Raw genomic sequence first — 26,195 nt, forward strand, 5'->3', positions numbered from 1 at the left:
TATAACAAGGATTTATCATAAATGTTTTTTATTTTATTCAGTTGTAAAATTATTCAAGTATTTTTGCACTATTATAGATTAATTATATAATGAACTTGTTTTGGTGTAAATTTTCTTACAATGTAATACTTAATATTTTCTGACAATAATTATCCTTTTATTATGATAAAACCATACTTATGTAAGTTATCTTGATATAAAACAATAACTTTTTTAACAGTCTACAATTAAATTTCTTTAATAATCTAATTTATATCTCCCATATAAATTAGACACTGTATAAAATATTTTAAGTTTCATAAACATTGTATACATGATTAAATTAAATTGAATTACGTAATACTAAAAAAAGAAAACAACATGCTAATTATAAAATGTATTCTTTACAAAGGGTACATTTTATTAATAGCAAGTTGTTTTCTTTTATGAATATATATCTGAAAATTCAATATTACATTTTTCTATTTTAGAATTTAATAAATTATTATCTTCTTTCTCTATAAATTCTCCTTCTATTAATTTTATTGGAATATCAAATATAAATTCAGCTCCATTATTAATTTCACTAAGTACAAATATATCTCCACCATGCATGTTTACTAGTGATTTTACTAAAGAAAGTCCTATTCCACTTCCTTCACACCTTTTTTTAAATGCATTATCATCTTGTTTAAATCGATCAAATATAATATTTAAGTTTTCTTTTGAAATTCCTACTCCATTGTCTTTTACTGATACTACTATTTTATCCTCTTTAGAAATAAAATTAACTTGAATTTTGCCATTCTCATCAGTATATTTTATTGCATTGGACAGTAGATTAAGCATTATTCTTTCAACTTTATCTGGATCACAGGCTATTATTTGCTCCTCTACATTTGTATCAAAAATAAGTTCTATACCTTTATTTTCAACATATTCAGCTACAGATAAAGTTATATCTTCTATAACAGATACTATATTGTAATTTCCAAGATGTAATTTATAATAACCTGCATCTATTTTAGTTATATCTATAAAATTATTTACAAGCCTTAACAATCTATATGAATTTTGTCTTATAGACTTCATATATCTATTCAAATCTAAATCATTAAAATTTTCACAACTATTTTTTTTGCTTTCTAATAATAATTGAGTTGTGGTTAAAATTATATTAAGTGGCGTTTTAAATTCATGTGATACATTTGTAAAAAGTTCATTTTTAAGACTTTCAAGTGCTACAGTCTTTTCTAATTTTTTCTTCTCTTCTTCTAATTCTCTTTCTTCTGTTATATCTATAGCTGTAGCAATAGCAACATTTCTTTCTGGGATAACATTACTACTTACTTGCAGCCATCTATATCCACCATTTTTACATTTATATCTATTTATAAACCTTTTTACATCTCCCATTAGCTGGGATAGTCCACTTACTTTAACAATTCCATCAACATCATCAGGATGAATCAAAGTTCTAAAATCCATAGATAATAACTCTTCCTGACTCCATCCAAGAGTTTTTACGCATTGAAACGTCACACTTTTAAAGTATCCATCGGCTCCAATAATGCATACAATATCTACTGCTGTTTCTAAAAAAAGTTCTAATTCTCTTTCTGTTTTTAGCCTTTTATCAAATTCCTTTTTTAGCGCTTCGGACAACATATAATTCTTTATGATTACACCAAGTTCATCACAGGTTGAATTAATAAAATCATCCTGTTTCAGTTTAGGTTCATTATCTTTTTTATATGACATTGTTAAAATTCCTATAAGTTCTTTATTGAAAGTAATTGTATAACACTCTTTATAATTTACATTTTCAAGTTGTATATTGCAATTTTTAAACACTTTTTCATATCTATTTTCTATATAATCACCATTACCTTCTTTTACTTTAACCAATTTTTCTTCTAATGCTTTACTAATTTTTACTTTTTCACAATCTTCAAAAATTTTTTCTGCCATTCCAAATTGTATAGCCTTAAAAAGAGTTGTATTTTGCTCATCATATATAAAGATACTTATTCCATCTGCACCTAAATAATTTAAAAGCTCTTCTCCTATATTCTTTAAAAGCTCATACGGCGCTGTATAATTTTTAATTTTATCAATCATATTATGTAGTGAATCAATATTAGTTTTATTTCTTACAAGTTCTTCTTGCATTTTTTTGCTTATTGTTATATCCCTTGTTATACCTATAGTACATTTAACATTACCTTCTTCATCAAAAATTGGTGCCTTATAAGTTTCTAGCCATTGATCATATCCATTATGTTTAACTTTTTCCTCTAATAATTTAGGCGTCTTACTTTTTACAACTTCATTATCGTCGCGTCTAAAACCTATGCTCAATTCTTCTCCCCAAAAATCTTTATCAAATTCTCCTAGAATTTCATATCTAGTTCTACCAAATCTACTTGCATAAGCATCATTAGCATATATATAGACGCCATCTACATTTTTCATCCAAGCTCCATAGGGTATAGTATCTAATAAATATTCCAAGTCTTCCATTATATATGGTCTTTTACCTTTTTCTTTTAAAACTAAAACCTTGCAATCTTCACCTTTCCATTTATCTAAAATAATTTTACTTCTAAAAAACAATATACTTTTACTTTTACAATATAATTCTATATCTAAATCATTTACGTTTTCTTTATTTTTAATTATATCTAATATTTTTTTTTCGTCTTTGCATATAATTTCCTGTAATTTTAGGCTTTTTATCTCAATTTCATCATATCCTAACCTTTTTAATAAAGATTTATTCCCAAAATTTATTTTTCCATATTTATCAATAATTAAAATACCTTCATCTAAGGTATTATAAATTAAGTTCATATTGATTCATCCCCCAACCATATTTTTTCCATTTATTATCAAGCTTTAAAACTATTGTTATCGTAAAGCAAGATTAATGGTAAATTATAAGCTTAGTTTTGCATAATTTAAAATTTTATATAGAAACATATTTTCCCCTTCAAAACTCTATATTTTTACACAATATTTATAGGGTTCCAAGTTTATTTTTAAAACTATTCATTTTAAAACTTGAATACCCAAAATAGTTATACATGTTCCGAATCACTTAGAATTCAACACTTTATCTTGTATAAAAATATTTTAAGATTATTGAATAAATTTAAATTAGAGCTTGTTTCCCTATATATTAATTTAATATTATAATAATAAATATTATTATACTTCCATATATTATTATTATATCCTTTAAAGATTTTAAATTTTTAAAAATTAAATTACTTTATATTATTTTATATAAAATGTAATTTAAAATTATTTACATTTTATTAGTTACTTTACATATAATACATATTATATATTGTAAATAATCACATTGTAAACATTTAAATAGTATTTATAGTAAAATTTATATCATTTTTGAAAACTTCTTAAATGAAATTTGCTGTAATTTTTGTGCAAAAAAAGAACTATTTTATTTTAAAATTAAAAATAGTTCTTTTATACGGTTTTAAGGTATTATTTCAACTTAGTAGATTTCGCAATATTATTTTAAAACTTCTCTCTTTTCTATTGATTTCAAAGTGAATAAAAAATCTATTGTTATACATGTTATTATTATTGGTATAAATACTGACCAAAATATGAAATTTTTTTCAAATATTTTTTCTAATAAAGGCTGTATACAGTACATTGTAAAAAAACTAAGTGCAATCCAATAAAGTGAAAATTTGAAACTTATTATTCCATCTAAATTATATTTTAATTTGGAATAATCCCAATAACTTTTATTAAACCATTCTTTTAACATATATCCAGTTAAATATTCTACTGCAGTAGGGATAACAAATGCTAGCATTATCATAATTAATAAATTAAACTCCATATATTCATTTAAAAATACTAATATAGCCGCAGCGAATCCATACATTGGTTTAAATGGTCCGTTTAAGAAACCATCCTTTTTCAAACTTTTAATAGTGATTAAAGAATATACATTTTCTACTATCCATCCTAAAAAAGAATAAATTACAAAATTAAAAACCATAAATATAAGTAAATCCATAAAAACCTGCTCCTTCTAATAATTTTTTACATTAGATATAAAAAAGCAATTTATATTTTCTTTTACAAATGCTTTTTTATAGTATTAGCAGTTTTTATGGATTTTATTATTTATTTTCTCTTTTATTTAGCTAAGTCATATATAACGTTAGAACTTACGGGTTTTTCATTTTCTATTATACTTAACCACTGGTTACACAAAGTATTAAATAACTTTTCCTGTTCTATTTGCAAATTGTGTCCAGCTCTATCTAATATAGTAAAGGTAGCCCTTGGAAAGTTATCCAAAATACTAAAACTATCTTTGTACCCAACAACGGAGTCCTGCCTTCCAAGTAAAAACATTGTTGGTTTTTCAAATTTATCCTCCATATTTTTTATTGAAAAGGAGTATTGATAACTTTTTTCTTTAATTGATTGTAAGGCTTCCCTATTATAAAGTTCTACACCTGATAATACTTCCTTCTTATATCTTGTCCACATATGTTCATCTTGAACAACCATATTGCATTCTATATTTTTAAATTCACTTGGACTTAATTTTGCAAGCAACTTAAAATTTCTCTTTAATACTATATGTGAAGGAACTTTTCTTTTTTCTAATATTGGTTCAATGCATGGACATATCAATAACATGCCATCTATATTTTTTCTTAATTTATGTACAAGTCCCAGTGAAATGTACCCACCATAGGATTCCCCTACAAGTAAAAAATTTTCATCCTTTATTATATTTTTTATGAATTCTATCACAACATCCAATATAGCATCAGAACTGTCTACAAAATTTAAAAAGCCACTACTTCCCATGCCTGGAAGATCAAAATAAATTCTTTTATATCCACTTTTCTTTTCAAATATAGGTTCCATACAACCTTTCATAAGTCTAAGGTCTGCATAATATCCATGAATCATTAAAACTGGTATTCCCTCACCTATGATTTCATAATTTATATCTATATTTTTAATTTTACACTTCAAGTTGTCATCACCTCTATATAATCAAAATGTCATCCTTCACCTAATGTTATTTTTGGATTTTAATATCTATATATTATTTTTTATTTTTCCTAAAGCATAATCAAGTGAAGATTGTAAATTCATATTATTTTTGCCGCCACCTTGAGCTAAAAATTGACTTCCGCCACCTTTACCATCTATAAGGGTTATACTATCTTTTAATAGCTCATTCATATTTATATCTTTCAAATTTTTTGAACATGCAAATATTAAATTTGCTCTCTCTCCATTTTTAACAGCTAAAAGTGCTACTACATTTTCATCTTCTACTAATTTTGATGCTATTTTATTTACATACTTAGCATTTTCACTTTCATATACCTTTTTAACAACAGAAATATCTCCTATTTTTATCGCTTCACCTATCATTTCTTTTATTTCATATCCAGCTATTATATCCCTTATTTTCTTATTTTCATTTACAAGACCTTTTATTTCTTCATTTAAATTTTTTATACTATTTATGGCTTCCTCTTCACTACTACTTAAATATCTACATATATCATATGAAAATCTATCTTTTTTTAAGGAATCATCCACTGCTCTTTTGCCTGCTAAAAATTCTATACGGGTATTACCTTTATTTTTTTCATATTTTATTATTTTTATCATTCTAATTTCCATAGTATTACTTGGATGTACACCACAACAAGCATTTATATCTAAATCTCCAACTTTTAAAACTCTAATTTCTTCATCAGTTTTTGGAAGATCTCTTCTTAATTTAATTTTTTTTAGTTCCTTTTTTAAAGGTACAAAAGATTCTACTATTAAATCTTTTCCTATAACATCATTAGCTAGTTTTTCTGCTTCTCTTATCTTTTCTTCCTCTAAAATACCTTTTATATCTACAGTACTAAATTCACTGCCTAAATGAAAACTAACAGTGTTAGCATTAAATAATGTAAAAAAGCATCCTGAAAGAACATGCTGTGCTAAATGTTGATGCATACCATCTTGTCTTCTTTCCCAATCTATCTCACACTTTACTTTATGTTTTTTTATAAGGTTTTTTTCAAGAACATGATATACTGTACCATCTTTTTCATAAACATCTATAACATTAATTTTTTCTATTGTTCCATTATCACAAAATTGACCGCCTCCACCAGGGAAAAAAGCAGTCTTATCCAAAACTACATGAAACCTCTCATCTATTTCTTTTATCTCAACAACTTCCGCTATAAAACTTCTAACATATTGATCTTCATAATAAATTTTTTCCATTACTATACCGCTCCATTTCTATCAAAATTCATATTTAAAATAAATTTTAAATTCACTAAATAATTGCTGAATTTATTTTCCTATAGCATTACAAGCCAATTTCTAATTTAATAAATTTAAATGTAAGCTTGTTTACCTATATAGGGTTCCAAGTTGACTTTTAAAATTATCCATTCCAAAACTTGGATACCTAAAATAGTGAGACATGCTCCGAATAACTTAGAATTCAACACTACCTTTTACACAAAAATATTTTAAAGTTATTGAATAAATTTAAATTTAAGCTTGTTTACCTATATATTACTAAAAGTATTATACCATACTTTAATATTATTAAATTTAATATAATAAGCTATATAAAATTCAAGGAAAAGTTTTATGAAAAATAATCTTTAATTTATAGTTACATTAAAAATATATTTTCAAAACCTTTTTAGATAGATTTCTTTCCTATAAAAAAAACGGTATCATAAATAAGATACCGCTTTTACTATAGAGGTCCAGATAAAAATATTTTAAGATTATTGAATAAATTTAAATTGGACCTTATTTCTCTATATGTATAATTATTTAAAATTTTGCTAACCAATCTTTAACCATTATATTAAATATTTCTTCCTGTTCAAATTGAAGGTTATGCCCTGATTTATCTATAACAGCAAAGGTTGCCCTTGGAAAATCATCTAGCATTTCAAAAGCATCTTTATATCCTACTATAGCATCTTGGCGACCTACAAGCATAGTAGTTGGCTTTATAAATTTTTCTTTTAAATTTCTAGCATCAAAAGAAAATTCATACCCATTTTCTTTTATATTTTTTAATAATTCTCTATCACAAATTTTAACACCATATAACACTTCATTTTCAAACCTTTGCCATGTTTTACTGTTTTGTACTACAACCCTCTCATTAAACTTATGTAAATCTCTTTCACTTAGCTTGCTAGTAAAATCTTTATCACACTCTAATACCACATGTTCTGGCAAATTGCGTTTTTCCATTGGAGCAATAACACATGGACATATTAAAAGTAATCCTTTAACTTTTGAAGCTATTTTATGTAATAATCCTAATGAAATATATCCACCATAGGATTCTCCTACTAATAAAAATTCTTCATTTGGAATAATTTTTTCTATAAATTCTAGTACAATATCTAAAATTTCATCAGAATTTTTAATCCATTTTCCACCTATTGATTCTCCCATACCTGGTAAGTCTAAATAAATCCTTTTATAGTTTTTATTATCTATTAAAATAGGTTCCATACATCCACTCATAAGATTACTATCTGCGAAAAAACCGTGCAACATAAGAATTGGTATACCATCGCCAATAATTTCATAATTTAAATTCAAATCTTTAATATTACATATCATTTAAAAACCACCTTATTATATAGATACAAGTCATTTAAATATTATATCTATATTGAACTATATAAGCATTGTTCCTCTCTAAATATAACAACATTTAAATTATAATTTGTTATATTATAATATATTTTTATTTCATCTAAATCTAACATATCTGTAAATAAAACATCTTTATAAGTAAAATTTGCATCTTTATTTCTATTTTCATTATCTTTATAAAAGTATATACCAACGACCATACCATAACTATAACCTTTTAATGGCCCTTCTTTCTTGGTTATAACTGGAAATGTATTCTCTCCCGCTCCATCAACAGCTATTGTATCACTTTCTTTTCTGCCAAGTCCAAAATGTGCAAGTCCCTCTATAGAAGTCAATGCTGCTTCTTCTTTCTCTCCATTTTTTATAAATTCAAAATGAAGGGAAGTATTTTTCTTGTTTATTATATTAATATCTAATCTGTCCATATTATCACCTCTACCTTTATAAGTCATATATTATTTTTTTATATAATTAGCCGACTACAAAACTTTATAAGAACAATTTGTAGTCTTAATATTTACATAATTTTATTAGATTTAATAACAACACATGCATTTAAAATTTAAAACTTATGAGTGGAGAATGTTAACCAGTTATGCAACATATCTATTGCTTATATGATATACTATATGAATGTATAATAATTACAAATATATAAAGTTAAAATTGAATTATTATAAGAAATCCAATTATTCTTGATTTATTATACAAATAAATTTAAATGTAATTTTTATTATATCACAAAAACTTTATTCCACTTATTTTTTTAATATTAAAAATTTGATTTATATTCTTTATATTACATTATTTTTTGCAACTTTTAAATCATAAAATTAAATAATTTTTATTTAATTTAAAAATTACTTTTAAAGGAGGACTTTTATGCTAATTATATTTACTATTTTTACTATTTTTATAATAGGCTTAATAAGTAAACAATTTCCATTTATCATTTATTTAGCAGGTATCTATACAATATTCTTATTTCTTTATAATATAAAAAAATATTTTACTTTATTTGCAAGTATGAAAACAGAAGATAAAAATACTAAAGCTTTTTTCTTTCCTTCATCGGAAAATTATTTATTATTTTTCATAATGCTATTTTTATATTTATTTGGTATTATAGATTCTTCAATAAAATTAAAACAAGTATATTTTTTTATGACGATTTTAACTTTAGACCGCTGTTTATGTAATGGATTAATTTTAATAAATAAAAACGAAGCATTTATAAAAAATATTAAATTTAATTTTAAAGATATACATAATGTAAATTATGAATCTCCAGTAGGTTTTCTTAAAAAAACTCCTATTAAAATTTTTTTTAATGATACAAATGTATTATGTCTTTATCTTCGCTACAAATATATAAAATTTTTAAATCAATATATTGACTTATAGTAAATAAAATCTCTTAAACTCTATATAATTTAGAATTTAAGAGATTTTTTAAATCTTTTTTAGCTAATTAATCTGGCATAAGTACAAATCTTAATATAAATAATATAGCAAATATATATAACATATTATGTATTTCTTTTTTTCTTCCAGTTACAATTTTCATTATTGGATAAAATATTATCCCTACTGCAATTCCATTAGCTATTGAATAAGTAAATGGCATCATGGCTATTGTAAAAAATGCAGGCAATCCTTCTGTAAAATCTGAAAAATTAATTTCTGTTACAGCCCTCATCATAAGTATTCCAACGATTATAAGTGCTGGTGCTGTAGCACTTTGTGGAACTATTCCTATAAGCCCACTAAAAAATAATGATATTAAAAGTAATCCACTTACTACAACATTACAAAGTCCTGTTCTAGCTCCAGCTGCTATTCCAGCTGCTGATTCAACTACTGTTGCAAGTGTTGTAGTTCCTAAAAGTGCTCCACAAGTTGTAGCTATAGCATCAGATGTAAGCGCCTTTCTTAAATTCTTAGCTTCTCCATTTTCATCTACCATACCAGAACTTTGAGCTGTTCCAACTAAAGTTCCAATTCCATCAAATAAATCAACTAAACTTAATGTAATAACAACCATAAATACTGTCAAAATAGCTCCTAAAATCCCATTACCATTACTAAATAAAAGCCCTTTTAAATCTATTGCAAAGAAAGTTGACCCTACATTTGGCATTGAAAATATTTTTGCGCCTTGAAGACTAGTAATTCCCATAGGTATTCCTATTATTGTAGTTATTATAATTCCTATAAGCATTGCACCTTTAGTATTTCTTGCAACAAGTATTGCTGTAATTATAAGTCCAATAATTGTAAGTATAACTGTTTTATCAGTAAAATCTCCAAAAGAAACTAATGTAGATGGGTTTGCAATTACAAGTCCACCACTTTTTAATCCTATTAACGATACAAATAATCCTATTCCTGCTGTAATTGCAAATTTAAGGTTTTGAGGAATAGCCTGTACAATTTTCTCTCTAATAGAGGTAAGTGTTATTATTATAAATAATAGTCCTGATATAAAGACTGCACCTAACCCTTGTTGCCATGTAAAACCAAGGTTTAAGCAAATATTATAAGAAAAAAATGCAACAAGACCTAATCCTGGAGCTAACACAAAAGGTAGATTAGCATGAAAGGCCATTATAAGTGTCCCTAAAGCTGATGATATACACACAGATGCAAAAGCTGATGCTATTACTGGGTCATTTGCCATTGATAGGGCTGCTGCTGCGTCTCCAGTAAGATTTTGAGCATTCATACCTCCTATCTTCAGTATGTTAGGAATAACTAATAATGCATATGCAAAAGTAATAAATGTAGTAAATCCGCCTATAATTTCTGTTTTCACATTAGTGTTATTCTCTTTTAACTTAAATTGTTTTTCTAATAAATCTTTCATCATTTGCTCCTTTCATATTTATTTTTAAAGATTATAAAAAATAGTATTGACGGTAAATCAATACTATTATAGTAAACTATAGCTTTGACTTACCCATAGCAAGAAATTTTATGGTTTTCTTGTAGAAACTTTTGGTCCATATCACCAAAAATATATGGATATTCTTATATTTTATAAAAAAATGCTAGTATTGACGGTAAATCAATACTAGCATAAATAGCTCTAAACTTGACTTACCCATAGTGAGAAATTTTACGGTCTTCTCGTAGAAACTTTTGGTCCATATTACCAAAAATATATGGATATATAATTTATTAATTGAAAATTATTATACTATTTTAAAAAACTATTGTAAACAAATTTTAACTAAAATATTTTTTTCGCAATTTTCTTTAAAATCTTTTGCTTATTCTATACCTTTTATTGACTCCACTATACTTTTTCTAAATAAACTTTTTATTGGAATTATAGCAGAACTTACACATATTAATGTTACTATTATAATAGAGGTTACTATAGTATTAAAGGGCATTGACCACGTTAAAAGACTACTTATTCTTTCTCTTCCATTAAAGTAAATTATAACTGTTAATATAGTTCCAAAAATAGAACCTAAAATACTTGATGCCAAGCCGTAAAACACACCTTCTGACATAATCATAATTGTAACATCTCTATTATTAAGACCTATTGCTCTTAATATACTTATTTCTTTTTTTCTTAAAATAACACTCATATTCATAACATTAACAAGATTGATAATGCTTATAATCCCTATTACTGTTAAAAAACCATATAACATTATAGCAAAATCTTTATTATTTTCCTTTGCTTTATTATATTCTTCTACATATGACTTTAATGTTAATTCCTTACTATCACTTATAGAATCATTTAATTTAGTTTTTATATCATTAAATTTAAATCCTTCTTCACATTTAATTTTACAACCAATATATCCATTTAAATTCAAGTAATTTTCACAACTATAATTGCTAACAACTGGCACTATAGGCACATCACCAATAGACATACCTAGACTATTACTATTTAAAATTGCAACTACAGTAAAAGGAACATTTTTTACACCTTCTTCTCTACCATTTTTATCATATTTGGGAACAATCATATTTAAAGTGTCTCCAATTTTAATATCCGTATATTCTTTATTATTAATGTTTTGAACTATAGCCACTGTAGGTCTATTTTTCACTGAGTCTAGAGTTTTATCCCCTTCTTGAACAGACGGAATTAATTTATCTATCTCCTCATTGTCGTATCCTAAAATTCTACTTGAAAATAAATACCTTTTTATATCTGATGTTGAAGACTCCTCCTCTTTTAATTCACCAATTGACCTTAAATATTTAAAGCCTGTGTTAGTTATACTTTTTTCTGGGACTTCAATACTGCAGTTTAATTCTTTACATTTATATATATTTTTTACACCTTGAATTTTCTGTAGTTCTTCTATTTTATCATTTTTCATTTCATAACCGTTTATATTAGATGTAGACTTTATAATAAAGTCTCCTCCAAATTTTTCTTTATAATTGCTAAGAGGATCTAAACAATTTATTAAGTAATGTACTCCAAAAAACATTATAACTATTATATTTAATGAAATTACAGTAGTAATAAATCTTTTTTTATTTCTATCTAAATTTAAATATGCCATATTAGTTGAAAAAGACATTTTCTTTCTAACAGAACTTTTTGTTTCTAATCCAACTTTAAGCATATGACCTTTTAAATTCAAATTATTATTAGAAAAAATAGCCTGCATTGGAGAAACCTTCGATGCCCTTCTTGCTGGAAAATAATTTCCTATTATTAAGGTAAAAAATCCTATCATCAAAGAAAAATATATACCTTTTGGAGGAATATATACTAATTCAGCTAAATTGCCTAAATTTATATACTGAGATTTTATAAAAGTTTTAGTTAAAATTGAACCTACTACCATAGCTATAGGAATAAAAATAACACCTACCAAAACCCCTTCTAAAATAACAAGAGATTTTATCATTTTAGGTGATGCTCCTAATGCTCTAAATATACCAAATTCTTTTGTTCTTTCCGTAACCATTATATTAGAAATATTATAAATAACTATTCCTGCCACCGTTCCTATTACTAAAAACAAAAGTGACAAAATATTATTTAAAAAATTCATATTATTTTCACCATCAATTTTTGCATCATTTTTACCTATAGATAAAGAGCCATAATCATTAATATAACTAATTATTAAAAATACTTCATTTAAAGAATACTTTTCTTTTAAAACACCATAGATTCTATGATTAACTTTTCCATATATTTCTTTATTTAATGCAAATTGTGAGGTTACATAAGCCTTGGCTCTATTTTTTAGTGGACTTTCATAATTTTTATAATTAAAAACCCCAACTAATAAAAATTCATCCTCTTGTTTTAAATCATAACTTTCATTTTCATCAAAATACTGTGATATATATTCTAACTTTATTTTGTCACCTAAATTATATTTAACTGGAAGTTCATTTAATATCCATTCTTCTAATGCTATCTCATTATTTTTTTCTGGATATCTGCCCGCTAATAATTTAAAATTCAATATTTTATCTTCTATTATATTGTTATAACCGTTTATTTCTATTTCGAATTTACTATTTGGTACTTTACAGATTCCAACAGATGTTTCTATTATTGATGTTTTCAAAAAATTTTCTTCTGCAAATTCATTTATAAGACTATAATCATTGCTTTCTGTAAAAATATCGTAAGTTCCACCACCTAAATTTATATATTCTTCACTTTTATTTTTTATAATAGAGTCACCTACTATACTCAATGAAACTATTAATGATATAGCAAGAACTATACTAATCCCCATAATAAAAACTCGTCCTTTATTTTTTATTATATTGCGTGGAATAATGCCCCAAAATTTTTTCAAATTACTCCTCCTTTCTCTTTTTTCAGAATATTCTTAGCTTTATTTTACTCCTATTTTTTTACATTTTCAATAATCATAGGTACATAAAAATAAGCTAAGTTTTCACTTAGCTTGATAAAACCATTCTATTAAAGTATATATAATTAACTTTTATAATCCTAAAAACTTTTTTCTATTTCTTTTACTTTTAATAATACATTTTGAATTTTCTTCAAGGTATCATTTGCTTTTTCTATTTCATTATTATTTAAATATAATTCCTGTAATTTTGTATATACCTTTATAATATCTAGATAATTTTTTGTTTTGTCTAATATCTCTATCATCTTTTTATAATTGAACTCTAATTTTCCATAATCTTTCGTTTCTAAATATGCCTTTTCAAAAAGATTATATGTTTTAACTATATATTCATAGTCTTTATATTCCATTGCATTTTCTAAAGAAAGCTCCAAAATCATTATACACTCTTCATAAAACTTTTTTTCTAAATATACTTTAGCTTTATTAACTAAAGTATGAGATAAATTAGGCTTGTCCTCTTTTATTCTAATTTGTTGAGATTTATTAAAGTAATTTAATGCTCTTTCTAAATCTTTGTCGCCTAAATAAGCATCTCCAATATTATTATAAACATAAGCTAAAATATCATTTTTAAAATTCATTTTAGATATTAAATTATTATATATATCAATTGCTATTTTACACTGACCTTTATCTTTATAGCAATTTGCTTTTATACTATTAGCACATATATATAATTCTTCTTCCTTATCATCATAAAACTCATAGTTCTCTGTAAATTTATTAAGGATTAATATTGTTTTATCTATATCACCAGATTGTTTATAACAAACTGCTAAATTATAAAGTGCTTTTTGCATATCACTTCTTTTATTAAATTTTTTACAAGACTCATATTCCCTCATAAATAGTACAATTGCTTCATCATAATTTAATACATAGTATTTACATTTTGCAATCTTATTATATAATGTTATTTCTTTGTCAGCTAATAAATCATTTCTATTTAAATCTAATGCATAAAAATAATACTTATATGCACTTACATATTCATTGTTTTTAAAATATATTTCTCCTATTCTCATATAACTTAAACACTTTATTTTATCTAAACCATATACTCTTCCAATCTCTAAAATATCTTTTAAGTCTTCTATAGTAATATTTTCTTTTTCCAACTCTAACTCACAGTACCACTGAGCATCTTCTTTTGGCGTTCTTAGAAAATATTCTTCATCAATTTCAAGATGTATATTTAACTCTTTGGCTCTTTTCATAAAACTATTTGTTATAGTTTTTGCTGCTTCTTTTGTTATATTTCTTCTACTATTTTCTAAAAGACCTAAATATCCTCTAGTAAAATTTTCTGTAGCAAAGTCCTGTTGCGTCATTTTCAACTTTTTTCTTAATTCTTTAATTTTTTCAGCTCCAGTTAAAAATTCCACTATTCTGCACACCCTCTCCCAGCATTCAACTTAATCTATAATGATGCCTAATTTTTAATATTAATGAAACTAAACCTTTACATTTCAATATAATTTAATTAATTTAAACATAGTAAAATAAACTAAAACTTTAACTTAAAAGTTTTATAAATATGTTACCACTCTTTCACAAACCAATTTTCCCCACATATATATTATGGATTGATTTTATCCTCACATAAAACGTATATCTTTTATTACTATATTATAGTATCAGATTCATTTGAAAATCTATAGTATTTTTATTAAAATTAAAATTAAAATATTTAAATATATAATTATTACCATTTATAGGGTTCCAAGTTGACTTTTAAAATTACTCGTTCCAAAACTTGGATACCCAAAATAGTGAGACATGCTCGGAAACACTTCAAATTCAACGCTACATTTTGCATAAAAATATTTTGAAGCTATTGAATAAATTTAAATGCGAGCTTGTTTCCCTATAGATATTTAATTTTAAATTTTTTCTAATGTAATGAAACAATCTTTTAAATTTTAAACTATATATTTTTTTCATATATTACATAATCATCATTGCTAAAAGCAATAGTATAATTTAGATTTTCAAATATTTTGCATGAACCCTTATTGGAACCTCTTACGTATGCAACTAATTTATTTATATTGTTAATATTACTTTTTGCAAACTTTTCGCCTTGTTTTACAATCTCAGTTCCAAGACCTTGTCCTCTATAATTTTTATCTACACTATAATTAAATACAACCCTCTCTTCATCCTTTGACAACTTAATTTGACCTATACTTACACTATCTTTTTCTACAATAAAACTGTATACATTTTCATTTTCTAATTCCTTATTAAACCTATCAGTAAAATCTTCAATAGACACTACATCTGTATATCTAGCATTTTTTCTAACTTCCATATCGTTAATCCACCTAAATAATGTTTCGCAATCACTTAAATGTACTTTTCTTAATAACATGTTCAATCTCCAATCCTTATATAAATTGCGCATATATAACATATATTTTAACACTTTATCCTGCTAATATAAAACCTCCTTTTATAAGATTTTTTTAGATTCTTATAAAAGGAGGTCATATACTACCTTCTGCGCTTTTTACCTCTACAAGTTCTTTTATTGATTTTCAATTCTGAACTTCTATCTTTATATTGAGTATGGAATAAAAGTCTTGCTCTTTCTTCATCAGGATTACCTATATAATTATCATACATTTCTTTGACTTCTTTATTTTCTACCGATACTTTCTTTTGAGACTTTTCATCTATATTTCTTAAGACATTTTTTCTCAAGTCTATATAATTCTTTGTTAATTTTTCTTGAGTTCCTTTATCATAAACATTAATTTTCGGCGCACTAGTTCTACAAAGTTTGCTACATAGTGTACATCCTACACACTGCATTTGTGAAACCTCTGCATATCCGTTTTTGTTAAAACTTATAGCTCCAACAGGACAATTATCTATACATGTACCACATGCTATACATTTTTTCTCAATTATTTCAGACTTCCTTATAACTCTTGGAGTACCACCACCATTAATACAACCACCTGGGCAAGACATAACCTCAACAAAAGTGTACTCTTTCCATTTATCATCTTTTAAAAATACTTCAACATCACTTAATCCACTTATTACTGCCACTTTCATAAGTTGACTACCTATTATTACTTCTGCTTCCTTAGAATTTTTTGTTCCATCTATTTTTGAATATTGTATTTTTTCTATTTTAGAAATATCATCATTTAAATAATATGCAACCGTTCTAAGGGTAGCCTCCATAACACCAGATGATAAACCAAAAATTACTCCTGCACCTGTGTATTCTCCTAGCATACTATCTGATGGTTCCGATGGAAGTGCAGTTATATCTATTCCCTTTGATCGTAAAAGTTCTCCGTATTCTCTTACAGTAAGTACTGTATCTATATCCTTGTATCCTTCACGTCCCATCTCATCTCTTTCTGCTTCATATTTTTTTGAAGTACAAGGTTTTATTGACACCACATATATATTCTCTGGTAATATTTTAAATTTATTTGCAAAATAAGTTTTTATGCTTGCTCCCATTATCTGTTGAGGTGACTTACATGTAGATAAATTATTGATTAGTTCCGGCCTAAAAATCTCTACATATCTTACCCAAGAAGAACAACAGGATGTAAACATAGGTAAATTTTCTTTACGAGATAATCTTTTTATAAGTTCTGTTCCCTCTTCTATTACAGTAACATCTGCTCCAAAATCTGTATCAAAAACCTTTTCAAATCCCAATTTTCTTGCAGATGCTTGAACTTTTCCTTCTACATTACTTCCTATTGGAAGATTAAACTCTTCCCCTAAAGTTGCCTTTAAAGCTGGTGCAGCAAATGCTACCATGTATTTTCCATTACCTAATTCTTTCTCAACTTTTTCAATATCATTTCTTGCAGTAATAGCAGTGGTTGGACATATAAGAGTACATTGCCCACAATAAATACACCCTGTTTCCTCAAAAGTTCCCATCTTTGGTACAACTGTGCTTTTTCCCTCCTGTGTAGATTTTAATACAGATATACCAGTTATATCTGTGCAGTTTATAGCACAAGCAGTACACCCTATACATTTTTTCTTGTTGATATCTATAAGATTTTCTTTATTAACTACTTGTCTTTTTTTAGATTTTCCCATATCCTTCTCCTATTTATTACTATATTAATATATTTAATATAGTTTTTATAAGATTATTCCTAAATTCAACATTTTTTAAATTCTTAATATAATAATATATATAATTTTTTAGGTGATATTATGAAAAAATTGATACGATATCTAATTTATAAAACTAAAATTAGATATACAACCAATAAGTCTATAGCTTTAAACCATTTTAGAACTGATAGTAATTATACTGAGAAAGCTACAAATTTCGTTAATAGTAATAATTTTTTTAGTAGTTCAAAATATTTTATATGGGTAGATACAAAAAATTTTAAAGTAAATATACTTGAGGGTTATAATAAAAATTGGAAACTTATAAAAAGCTATTTATGCACTATAGGTAAACCCTCTACCCCAACACCTAAAGGAGACTTTAAAGTAGGTGTTAAAGGTTTATATTTTGGCGTAGAAAATGGATATAAATGCTGGTATTATACTCAAATAACAGGAGAATATCTTTTTCACTCTATAATTTATAATCTTAATGGCACAGTACGGGATGGTCGACTAGGTATGGCTTTATCTAATGGATGTGTACGGCTACAACTTGAGAATGCAAAATGGATATGGGATAACATCCCAAAAGGTACTTCTATACACATAAGCTAAATATAAAATAAATTAAGGTGTAAAGTAATAATCATATTACTTTACACCTTTGAACTGTTCCTTTATTAAAACCATTCTGAGATGATCTTTCCAAATTCCATTAACCTCTAAGAACTTATGAGCAACACCTTCATTCATAAACCCTAATTTATATAAAACCTTTAAGGACTCCTTATTATTTTCTTGAACATATCCTTCTAACCTATCCTTCTAACCTATGTAGATTATACTCACTAAACATTATTTCAATACCCTTTTGCATAGCCTCTGTAATATAACCTTTGTTAATTTCATCTTTATCACACTTATATCCTATATGACAAGATAAAAATGCAAAAGGTACTATATTATAAAAAGTTATTTGGCCTATTATTTTATCCAAATTATCTTTTTTAAAAAGCCACAATCTTAGCATAGAATTATTTTCACTAAACTTTCTGTCCATTTTCAATTGACTTTTTTGATAAGATAAAGTATAAAAAACATCATGTCTTTTAGGCTCATATTTTTGGGAAAATTCTTTATTCCTTATATTATAATCTAAAACCATTTTCCCATTTAACTCATCTAATTCTTTCAAAATTAATCTATCTGTATAATAAATCTTTCCCATCTAAACTACTCCTTTGTAAATGTATATCTAACATTGAACTCTTAAATTGTGCCTTTATAAAGCGAAAGAATCATATAAGTAGATAGTGGTTTGTGCATAGTTTGAGATTTTTAATTTGATTTTTTTCCAAACTTTTCGCTTTCCACTATCTACTTTTTTAAATTATAATTTTATTATTGGGCCTTAACAGCTTCATAACATTCATCTATTCCTTTTAGATAGTTATGAAAACTATCTATTACTTCTATATCCGGAAGAACTCCACCATCACTTTCTACTCCTAAATCATAATACTGTGTAGAATAATCCACCTCTATATCCGTATTAGGCAAATTGAACCAACCTAAATTTCCATAACATTTTGCATTACCACCAGTTTCTTCACCAACTAATTTTGCATTCAGTTGAAATTTTAAATCTGTTGCAGCCATACATCCTGATGAGAAAGTTTCTTTTCCAATTAAAGCAAATATTTTTTTATCTTTAATCCTTGTATCTCTATTTAATGCAGTTATCATTCTACTCATAAATCTGCTATCACCGCCAGCATTCTTTCTTAAATCTACAACAAATTTATCGATATTTTCTTCATTAGAATTTATTTCTTTAATTAGACTTTCTAAAAAAGCATCAAAATTTGAATCTAAGCATTGATTATATTGTAAATAAAAAATTTTATCCTTTTCTACGAATTTAAACCAATATGCATCCTCTTGTCCCTCTGGTTTTTGATTTTTAACTAATTTTTGTCTCACTTCTTCAGATAGTAATTTTATTCTACTCTCCTTATCATATAAATCTTTATACAGTACTACGTTAAGATTTTTAGTTATATTCTTTCCATTATCATCTTCAAAAGTAAAATCGCATTTTTCTTCATCTGTAATATCCAAAAATTTCAACACTGGATAGTATGTTACTACAAAAAAATTCGTTGCTTTTGCCCATTGATTATTTTCATAAGAAACTAAAGTATTTATTTTTTCAAGAACTTTATTAATTGGTATACCATTTACAGCAACTAATTTTTTACCTAATATATGCTCATTACCTTTAAATGTACTAAAAACTCTAAGTTCATCACCAAACCAATATAATGATATAGGATACATTTTCATATTATCAATTTTACTTTCCAATTGATCCCAATATACATGAGTATGAGCATCTTTTAATAATGCTGTTAATTGATATAATCTCATGTAAATATCTTCATCTGTAAGTTTAGGAACATCTTTTTTTAGCTTTTCAACTTCTTTTGTCCAGTCCTTTTCTTTTATCTTATAAAAAGGATCAGGATGTTTTTGTGAAAGTTCTTTAACTAAATAGTCAATATCTTCAATCCATTGCTCATTAGTAAATTTCCTATTTTCATTGGTAAGAGCTTCTGTTGTTTTTATACATCCTATACTAAATAAGCATAAAAAACTAAGTACTAAAGCAATTAAACGTTTATACATAGGATACCTTCTTTCCAAAATATATTATATTTTAATTATATTGGAAATTAATTCAGCAAACTTATTTTATTTGTTAATTTTTAGTAAATATTTAATGTTTGATTTTTTTTATTTAATAAAAAAGTAGAATTCAAGGTATTTCTTGTGTTGTATATGTTAATTTTTAATTTTTCTATCAGCAAGTTTCATTCTAACTTAATGACTATATATTTATTTAAATACAGAAAATATAATTTTTAAATAATGTATTTTACATTTAAACAAATGTAAATTTTTATACAATAGACCTTATTGTTTACAGTTTTCACTTTATTATGATAAAATATTACTTGACAATATTTTATTTTTTTCTAATAAAAATACTTCTAATTTATTATAGAAAAATAAGTTTAATACTAAATTTTAGGAGGAAATTTTCACATGAATCATACAAATATAAAATTTATTGTATTCATATCGGGTATGATTGCAATTATTTCTTACTTAATAGGTGTAATCTCTAAAATCACTATCCCACCTATATCACCTATTTCACTTGTAGTTCTTATGGCAGGTTTGATTTATTTAAAAAAACAACAATTTAAAGAAGGTAATCTAGATAGAAACTACTATCTTATTATATTGTTTATAGGTTCCATAGGAATTATATTAAATATATATACAGCTATATCTCAACTTATCATTTTTTTAAAATAAAGAATTACTTTAACATAAAAAAATTAGAGGAATGAGCGGTACATCCTCTAATTTATATAACCTGCAAAGTCTTATTTTTTTAAATACAACTACAGATCATTTCTTATTATAATTTTCACCATTTTAATATAATCAAATATTTATTCCGTTGAAAATTTTGAATTTTTCAACTATTTTTCCTTTTAGAAACACCTCGACCAAATAGGTTGTCTATAAAATAAAATTTATTTATTAGAAACACTTATAAATAAACTATCTAAACATTGTAACATACCATGTTTTAAAATATTGTTTTTTATAAAATTTAATAATATTATCCATATCTTTTGAAGATGAATAAAGTAAAGATCTCTCAACACCATTTTCTTTAGCAACTTCTATTAACTTGTCTAACAACGCATTTCCTATTCCTTTTCCTCTATTTTTAGCTGCTATATAGATATCTTCTATTTCAATATAAGGTTCATCATCATCAATAACCGAAATATTTTTTCCTTTATGAATGGTTCCATAAGCAAAACCTAAAATCTCATTTTTAAACTCATAAACCCAAAAATATTTACCAAGCTTTCTTTCTAACTCATCCCTCTCAATTGGAACAAAACCATAGGTTATATTTTCTTTCGCCCATAGCTGTTGTAATACTACAACAGAATCTAAATCTTCATATTTTCCTTGTCTAACGATTCCTTTTCCCATGCCATTCCCCTTCTTGACTATATTTTTTGTATCACCTATATTAAATAAGCTAACAAAATACATTTAATGTATGAATTATTTTGAATATCGTATGAATTATATTGAATTTTGTATATATAATTTTAATATAATAAATTATAACACTTTTTCAAGTTTTGTGAATTGCTTAAAATAAGAATTAATATATGCTTCATAAAATCAAAAAAAATTTAACTTTTTGTAACGTTTACTTAAAATTTTTAACTACTAATATAGGTTTTTTTGAAATATATTTACAATTATTCATTTAATTTTTATTTCATATTTGATCTAATAATTCATTGTTATGTTTACTTTCTTTTACTTTTCTTTTATAATATATAATGTAATATTTTATAATTTATGGGGTATTTTTAATGAAAAGGATAAAAAATATTTTATTTGTATTTATTATGATTTTATGCATATTTTTTATAACAACTACAATAATATATAAAGATTATATTAAAAATATAAAAGTATATAGCATATCTGGTGAAAATGAATATATTAAGTTAGATAATTGCATATTGTTTTTAAAACCTGATGAAGAAATAATAGATGGTGGTAATATAACTTATTCAAGCACTCCCATAGAAAACATATCACATTACACTTTAATCATATATACTAAAATAGATAATAATGAAAATTATTTGTTATCAACAAGTGTTTCTGTGAAAAATAATGATCATGCTATGAAAATTCCAAAAGAATTAATTGTAAATAAAGAGTTGGGAAGTTTAAAAAGTGGTACAATTATTCCAACAAATAAAAAACTAAGTGATATTAAAGATAATCTATTTTTAACATTAAAATTAACTAAGACAAACGGTGAAAAAATAGATTTTACAGTTAAGCTAAAGGCAAAAGAAATTAAGTAATCTTTTATAATGCAAAAAAGTGTGTATTAACAAGCTTCTACTATAAAATTTTAAATTACTTTCGCATTTTGATATATAAATATTATCTACTAAAATTTCAATATCAAAACTTCCTCTATTTACTTATTACATATATTTTGTATTTCATTTAATTGATTTTCTAAATTTAAAATAACAATATCCTCATCCTCTGTATCTAATCCATTATATTCTAATGTAACTACGTATGGATTTGAATATTTAAGTACCCACTCTAATAACTTATAATCCTCCTCTTCCATAGATTGGTGAGTATCTGCAGGGAAACCAGCTTTATCATATCCAGAACCATTTACATGAATTTCTCTAACAAGCGCAAGTGGTAAATTACGAATATAATCCTTAACATCCCAGCCACGATATTTTGCGGTAATCTTTGCATGTGTTAGATCAAGCAAAAACGATACATCATTTTCTATGAATAGTCGATTAATTTGTTCTGGCATAACATATGGGTAATGATCAAACATTGTGCGATCCTTTGGTGAATCAGGTGTGTTTTCAAGCAATAATGGTACTGATATATTCTTTTTCAAAATCTGAATTTGTTTGCACATATGTTTGAATATGTCTTCATCAGTCATACCTTTATGCATATCTGAATTTTTAATTGAAAGATGGACCCCATAATGTGGTGAGTTACACTTTTTAATAAGTTGGTTTGCTAAATCAAAATTTATTTCTTCTATATTTTTCATCCCAGTATGCTCAAAATATCCTAGACCATGTAATAGAATTGGCCTCATTGAACGAATCATTGAGAACTGTTTATTAAAATCCCCATATGCACCACTCTTAATATAATCTATTTCGATTCTATCTTCTTTAAGAAGAAGGTGTAGAGCCTTTGACCAATTACATCCAACATACATGTTTTATCCTCCCATAATTCTTAAATAGAAATAAATTTATATTTTATTTGGACCTAAAAAAATTACTTGAATTAGCTATAATCAAAAATATCATACTGTCTTTATTTAAACTTATAATTTATATTATACAACTTTTTACAATTATATACAATCTTGCATTTTATTAGTTTAAAATAATCTTGTATTAGAATACTAATTAAAAAAGCTATTTCAAATCTGTAATGTGAAATAGCTCTTTTATACTATATACTATTTTTTATAATAATATATTTTTGCAGATTTACTAAAAATAATTTTTATTTTGAACCAAAATACATAAAAAATTTAAATTATAAATAATAGTAATATCATTATAAATATTGTAAACCCTAATACTAAAATTGACATACATCTATGATGCTTAATTGCATCTTTGCTTGGTTCGAAATTAAAATTTTCAAACCTCCATTTATTATCATAAAGTATGCTTTCTCGAGGGTATACTACGTTATATATAAGTATTCCTATAATAGGTACCATGCAAAGGAAACCTATGATTAGCTCAACCAAATCCTCCCCCCCATTTATCTTAATTTTCAATATATTAGCCATATTATTATATGTGATTATGCAATATTTGGTATTACTTCTTATAATAAAGTTTATTTAAGCGATTCCGCAACTAAAACTACAAATCTTATCTTAAATTAGAATAGGAGTTGGTTTATAAGAAAATATAACCCTTTATATGCTTTATTTATATAATTTATCTTTATAATAACTCTCTGACAAATATATCGCTCCTATAGGGTTATGAGCAAGAACTCTATCCTTAACTGCAAAAACAGTTACCGGTGCATCTGAATATTTTATAAATAAAGAATCATGTCCAACGCATAATCCTAAAAGTATATTTAACTCTGTCTTAGCATTATTTAAAAGAGTAGCTTGTCCTATAGGATTACACATAGGTTCATAATTTCCTGGTCTTACTTTTTCATTATCTTTAATTTTTAAAAACTCTTTAGGTATGCTTCCGTTTTTGCATACTACAGAATTAACTTCGAAACCATTATGTTTTAATATTTTGCTTAACATTTTCGCCTCATTGCTAAATCCTACACAAAATGCTATTCCAAGTTTTTTAAAATTGCATTTTTTAGCAAATTCTATTATTTCTTCAAGCCTTGTTTTTTCACAGTAACCTTCTGCTTCAACTATTGCAGAATTATATGCTAACTTAAAATTTTCTTCCTCCAAATATAATTCTTTTATTTCCTCTTGCTCAGCCTTCTCATTACATGGACAATTAGCCGGAACTTTTTCTAATTGCCCCGATTTACAATTATGTTCACTACACATAGCGCAAGTATACATTTTTTCACCTTAACCTTTCTTATTATAAATTAAATAATTAATATCTTTATATTAATTGTCTGTCACTATTTAATTAATGACTGTCACTATAAGTATATAAGTTTTTAGTATATGAACAATTTAAATTATTAAGTTTGCTATTTTTAACAGCTTCTAAGATTTATAATTTTCATACTTTTTAACAATTTGGCTATAATCATTTTCAAATAAGGTTTTTAGTTTATCTACAATAATTTCTCTCTAATTATTTTTTGTTTAATTTTTCCTACAGTTTAATATATATGCTGGTGGTATATTTCTATATTCTTTATCTATATTTATATTATAAAAATATTTGTTTATATAATCTTTTAATAATAAAGTATATTGAAAAGTTATAAAGGTTCCATCTTCTTTAAGAAACTTTTTTGTGTTCTTTAGTATATTAGACGACATGTTTTTAGGTAAACTTGCAAATGGTAATCCAGATACAACATAATCAATATAAGGTATGTTATATTTTTTTAAATACTTTTCTACATTTTCAGCAGAACCATTTACTATATATAAATTACTTATATTTTTATACTTTTTTATTAGCTCTGTATAAAATTCATAATTGTATTCTATAAGTAGAATAGCAGTATCTTTTTTTCTTTTTTTAATAATTTTTTCAGTAAATACCCCCGTTCCTGGACCATATTCCACTATATAATTAGCTTTATCAAAATCAATATTTTCAATCATTTTTTTAGCAAGATAGTTAGAACTTGGTATTACAGCCCCTACTGTTCTAGGTTTTGTTATATACTCTAATAAAAACATCCTTTTTTTCATAATAACTCTCCTTATTCCCCCATGCTCTTCTAAATATAAAAAAACTATAACAAATTTCAATCTTTATATTATTCTATAATTTTATCATAATATTTTATTATAAGTCAGTATTTTTTATTGCTGTCACTATTATATTTGTTAATTAATATTTAAATTAATACCCGTCACTAACAATGAGATTAATTATCTTGTTTTTAATATATAAATGTTAAAAACTTTAAATTTTTTACTTTTAAAATAATCTTATAGTAGCTTGTACTTCTTTTAAGTTGTTCTAATAGAGTTTTTTAATTTTTTCAAAAAAATCACTAAACTATTAAGGCTTCTTTTGCTATGAACTTTTTAAACATGTTTTTATATTTACTATTATGTCGGAGAAGCTCTATTCCATAATTAGTTAATGTGCATACTCTACTTGCAGTTAT

22 protein-coding genes and 2 riboswitches are annotated in these 26,195 nt (G+C 25.0%); of the genes, 4 read left to right on the forward strand and 18 right to left on the reverse strand.

Translation table 11 applies throughout. The features are described 5' to 3' along the window. Nucleotides 1-423: 423 nt before the first annotated feature. From AZI32_RS13920 to AZI32_RS13945, 6 genes are all read right to left on the reverse strand, one after another. A complete protein-coding gene (locus AZI32_RS13920) occupies nucleotides 424-2,832 on the reverse strand; it encodes a PAS domain S-box protein (protein ID WP_061996409.1) in 2,409 nt (802 codons plus the stop codon). Between the two features lie 685 nt (nucleotides 2,833-3,517). Further along, complete coding sequence (locus AZI32_RS13925; protein WP_061996410.1) at nucleotides 3,518-4,036, reverse strand: putative ABC transporter permease; 519 nt, start codon at nucleotides 4,034-4,036, stop codon at nucleotides 3,518-3,520. A gap of 122 nt (nucleotides 4,037-4,158) precedes the next feature. Further along, nucleotides 4,159-5,016, reverse strand: coding sequence for an alpha/beta hydrolase (locus AZI32_RS13930; protein ID WP_061996411.1), 858 nt, complete (start codon nucleotides 5,014-5,016; stop codon nucleotides 4,159-4,161). A 66-nt stretch (nucleotides 5,017-5,082) separates the two neighbouring features. Further along, a complete protein-coding gene (locus tag AZI32_RS13935; protein WP_061996412.1) occupies nucleotides 5,083-6,282 on the reverse strand; it encodes a DHHA1 domain-containing protein in 1,200 nt (399 codons plus the stop codon). A 570-nt stretch (nucleotides 6,283-6,852) separates the two neighbouring features. After that, nucleotides 6,853-7,662, reverse strand: coding sequence for an alpha/beta hydrolase (locus AZI32_RS13940; RefSeq protein WP_061996413.1), 810 nt, complete (start codon nucleotides 7,660-7,662; stop codon nucleotides 6,853-6,855). A 47-nt stretch (nucleotides 7,663-7,709) separates the two neighbouring features. Further along, a complete protein-coding gene (locus AZI32_RS13945; protein WP_061996414.1) occupies nucleotides 7,710-8,126 on the reverse strand; it encodes a hypothetical protein in 417 nt (138 codons plus the stop codon). Nucleotides 8,127-8,583: 457 nt separating this feature from the next. Between AZI32_RS13945 and AZI32_RS13950 the strand changes: the two genes are divergently transcribed. Further along, nucleotides 8,584-9,105 (forward strand): hypothetical protein, encoded by a 522-nt coding sequence (locus tag AZI32_RS13950; protein ID WP_061996415.1) that lies wholly within the window; start codon nucleotides 8,584-8,586, stop codon nucleotides 9,103-9,105. A gap of 67 nt (nucleotides 9,106-9,172) precedes the next feature. On the opposite strand, the gene AZI32_RS13955 is transcribed toward AZI32_RS13950, so the two are convergent. From AZI32_RS13955 to AZI32_RS13975, 5 genes are all read right to left on the reverse strand, one after another. Continuing rightward, nucleotides 9,173-10,567 carry an NCS2 family permease gene (locus tag AZI32_RS13955; RefSeq protein WP_061996416.1) on the reverse strand — a complete coding sequence of 465 codons (1,395 nt, stop codon included), beginning with the start codon at nucleotides 10,565-10,567 and terminating at the stop codon, nucleotides 9,173-9,175. Between the two features lie 76 nt (nucleotides 10,568-10,643). Further along, nucleotides 10,644-10,745, reverse strand: a riboswitch (purine riboswitch). Between the two features lie 42 nt (nucleotides 10,746-10,787). Then, nucleotides 10,788-10,889, reverse strand: a riboswitch (purine riboswitch). An 84-nt stretch (nucleotides 10,890-10,973) separates the two neighbouring features. Next, nucleotides 10,974-13,508, reverse strand: a complete 2,535-nt coding sequence (locus tag AZI32_RS13960; RefSeq protein ID WP_061996417.1) for an ABC transporter permease — start codon at nucleotides 13,506-13,508, stop codon at nucleotides 10,974-10,976. 158 nt (nucleotides 13,509-13,666) lie between these two features. Further along, complete coding sequence (locus AZI32_RS13965) at nucleotides 13,667-14,977, reverse strand: helix-turn-helix transcriptional regulator (protein WP_061996418.1); 1,311 nt, start codon at nucleotides 14,975-14,977, stop codon at nucleotides 13,667-13,669. Nucleotides 14,978-15,519: 542 nt separating this feature from the next. Beyond that, nucleotides 15,520-15,966 (reverse strand): GNAT family N-acetyltransferase, encoded by a 447-nt coding sequence (locus tag AZI32_RS13970; RefSeq protein ID WP_061996419.1) that lies wholly within the window; start codon nucleotides 15,964-15,966, stop codon nucleotides 15,520-15,522. 122 nt (nucleotides 15,967-16,088) lie between these two features. Further along, nucleotides 16,089-17,678 (reverse strand): [FeFe] hydrogenase, group A, encoded by a 1,590-nt coding sequence (locus AZI32_RS13975; RefSeq protein WP_010296878.1) that lies wholly within the window; start codon nucleotides 17,676-17,678, stop codon nucleotides 16,089-16,091. 120 nt (nucleotides 17,679-17,798) lie between these two features. Here AZI32_RS13975 and AZI32_RS13980 point away from each other — a divergent pair, with 120 nt between their 5' ends. Next, nucleotides 17,799-18,317, forward strand: coding sequence for a L,D-transpeptidase (locus AZI32_RS13980; RefSeq protein ID WP_082761267.1), 519 nt, complete (start codon nucleotides 17,799-17,801; stop codon nucleotides 18,315-18,317). Between the two features lie 202 nt (nucleotides 18,318-18,519). Here AZI32_RS13980 and AZI32_RS13985 read toward each other — a convergent pair whose 3' ends face one another. After that, nucleotides 18,520-18,930, reverse strand: coding sequence for a GNAT family N-acetyltransferase (locus tag AZI32_RS13985; protein WP_345968961.1), 411 nt, complete (start codon nucleotides 18,928-18,930; stop codon nucleotides 18,520-18,522). A gap of 173 nt (nucleotides 18,931-19,103) precedes the next feature. After that, nucleotides 19,104-20,390, reverse strand: coding sequence for a S41 family peptidase (locus AZI32_RS13990; RefSeq protein ID WP_061996420.1), 1,287 nt, complete (start codon nucleotides 20,388-20,390; stop codon nucleotides 19,104-19,106). Nucleotides 20,391-20,810: 420 nt separating this feature from the next. Here AZI32_RS13990 and AZI32_RS13995 point away from each other — a divergent pair, with 420 nt between their 5' ends. Further along, complete coding sequence (locus tag AZI32_RS13995; protein ID WP_061996421.1) at nucleotides 20,811-21,086, forward strand: hypothetical protein; 276 nt, start codon at nucleotides 20,811-20,813, stop codon at nucleotides 21,084-21,086. A gap of 252 nt (nucleotides 21,087-21,338) precedes the next feature. Here AZI32_RS13995 and AZI32_RS14000 read toward each other — a convergent pair whose 3' ends face one another. Further along, entirely contained in the window at nucleotides 21,339-21,785 is a 447-nt protein-coding gene (locus tag AZI32_RS14000; protein ID WP_061996422.1) for a GNAT family N-acetyltransferase, read from the reverse strand. Between the two features lie 395 nt (nucleotides 21,786-22,180). Between AZI32_RS14000 and AZI32_RS14005 the strand changes: the two genes are divergently transcribed. Then, nucleotides 22,181-22,687, forward strand: a complete 507-nt coding sequence (locus AZI32_RS14005) for a hypothetical protein (protein ID WP_061996423.1) — start codon at nucleotides 22,181-22,183, stop codon at nucleotides 22,685-22,687. Between the two features lie 119 nt (nucleotides 22,688-22,806). On the opposite strand, the gene AZI32_RS14010 is transcribed toward AZI32_RS14005, so the two are convergent. The 4 genes from AZI32_RS14010 to AZI32_RS14025 form a co-directional block, all read right to left on the reverse strand. Continuing rightward, nucleotides 22,807-23,598, reverse strand: coding sequence for a DUF692 family multinuclear iron-containing protein (locus AZI32_RS14010; RefSeq protein WP_061996424.1), 792 nt, complete (start codon nucleotides 23,596-23,598; stop codon nucleotides 22,807-22,809). Between the two features lie 324 nt (nucleotides 23,599-23,922). Next, complete coding sequence (locus tag AZI32_RS14015) at nucleotides 23,923-24,147, reverse strand: hypothetical protein (RefSeq protein WP_061996425.1); 225 nt, start codon at nucleotides 24,145-24,147, stop codon at nucleotides 23,923-23,925. A 183-nt stretch (nucleotides 24,148-24,330) separates the two neighbouring features. Beyond that, entirely contained in the window at nucleotides 24,331-24,954 is a 624-nt protein-coding gene (locus AZI32_RS14020; protein ID WP_061996426.1) for a DUF1847 domain-containing protein, read from the reverse strand. 255 nt (nucleotides 24,955-25,209) lie between these two features. Further along, the gene (locus AZI32_RS14025; RefSeq protein WP_061996427.1) at nucleotides 25,210-25,770 is read right to left on the reverse strand and encodes an rRNA adenine N-6-methyltransferase family protein; all 561 of its coding nucleotides are present in this window, start codon (nucleotides 25,768-25,770) and stop codon (nucleotides 25,210-25,212) included. Nucleotides 25,771-26,195 lie beyond the last annotated feature (425 nt).

The sequence above is a fragment of the Clostridium sp. ATCC 25772 genome (assembly GCF_001573875.1).
GTDB lineage: Bacteria > Bacillota > Clostridia > Clostridiales > Clostridiaceae > Clostridium_J > Clostridium_J senegalense.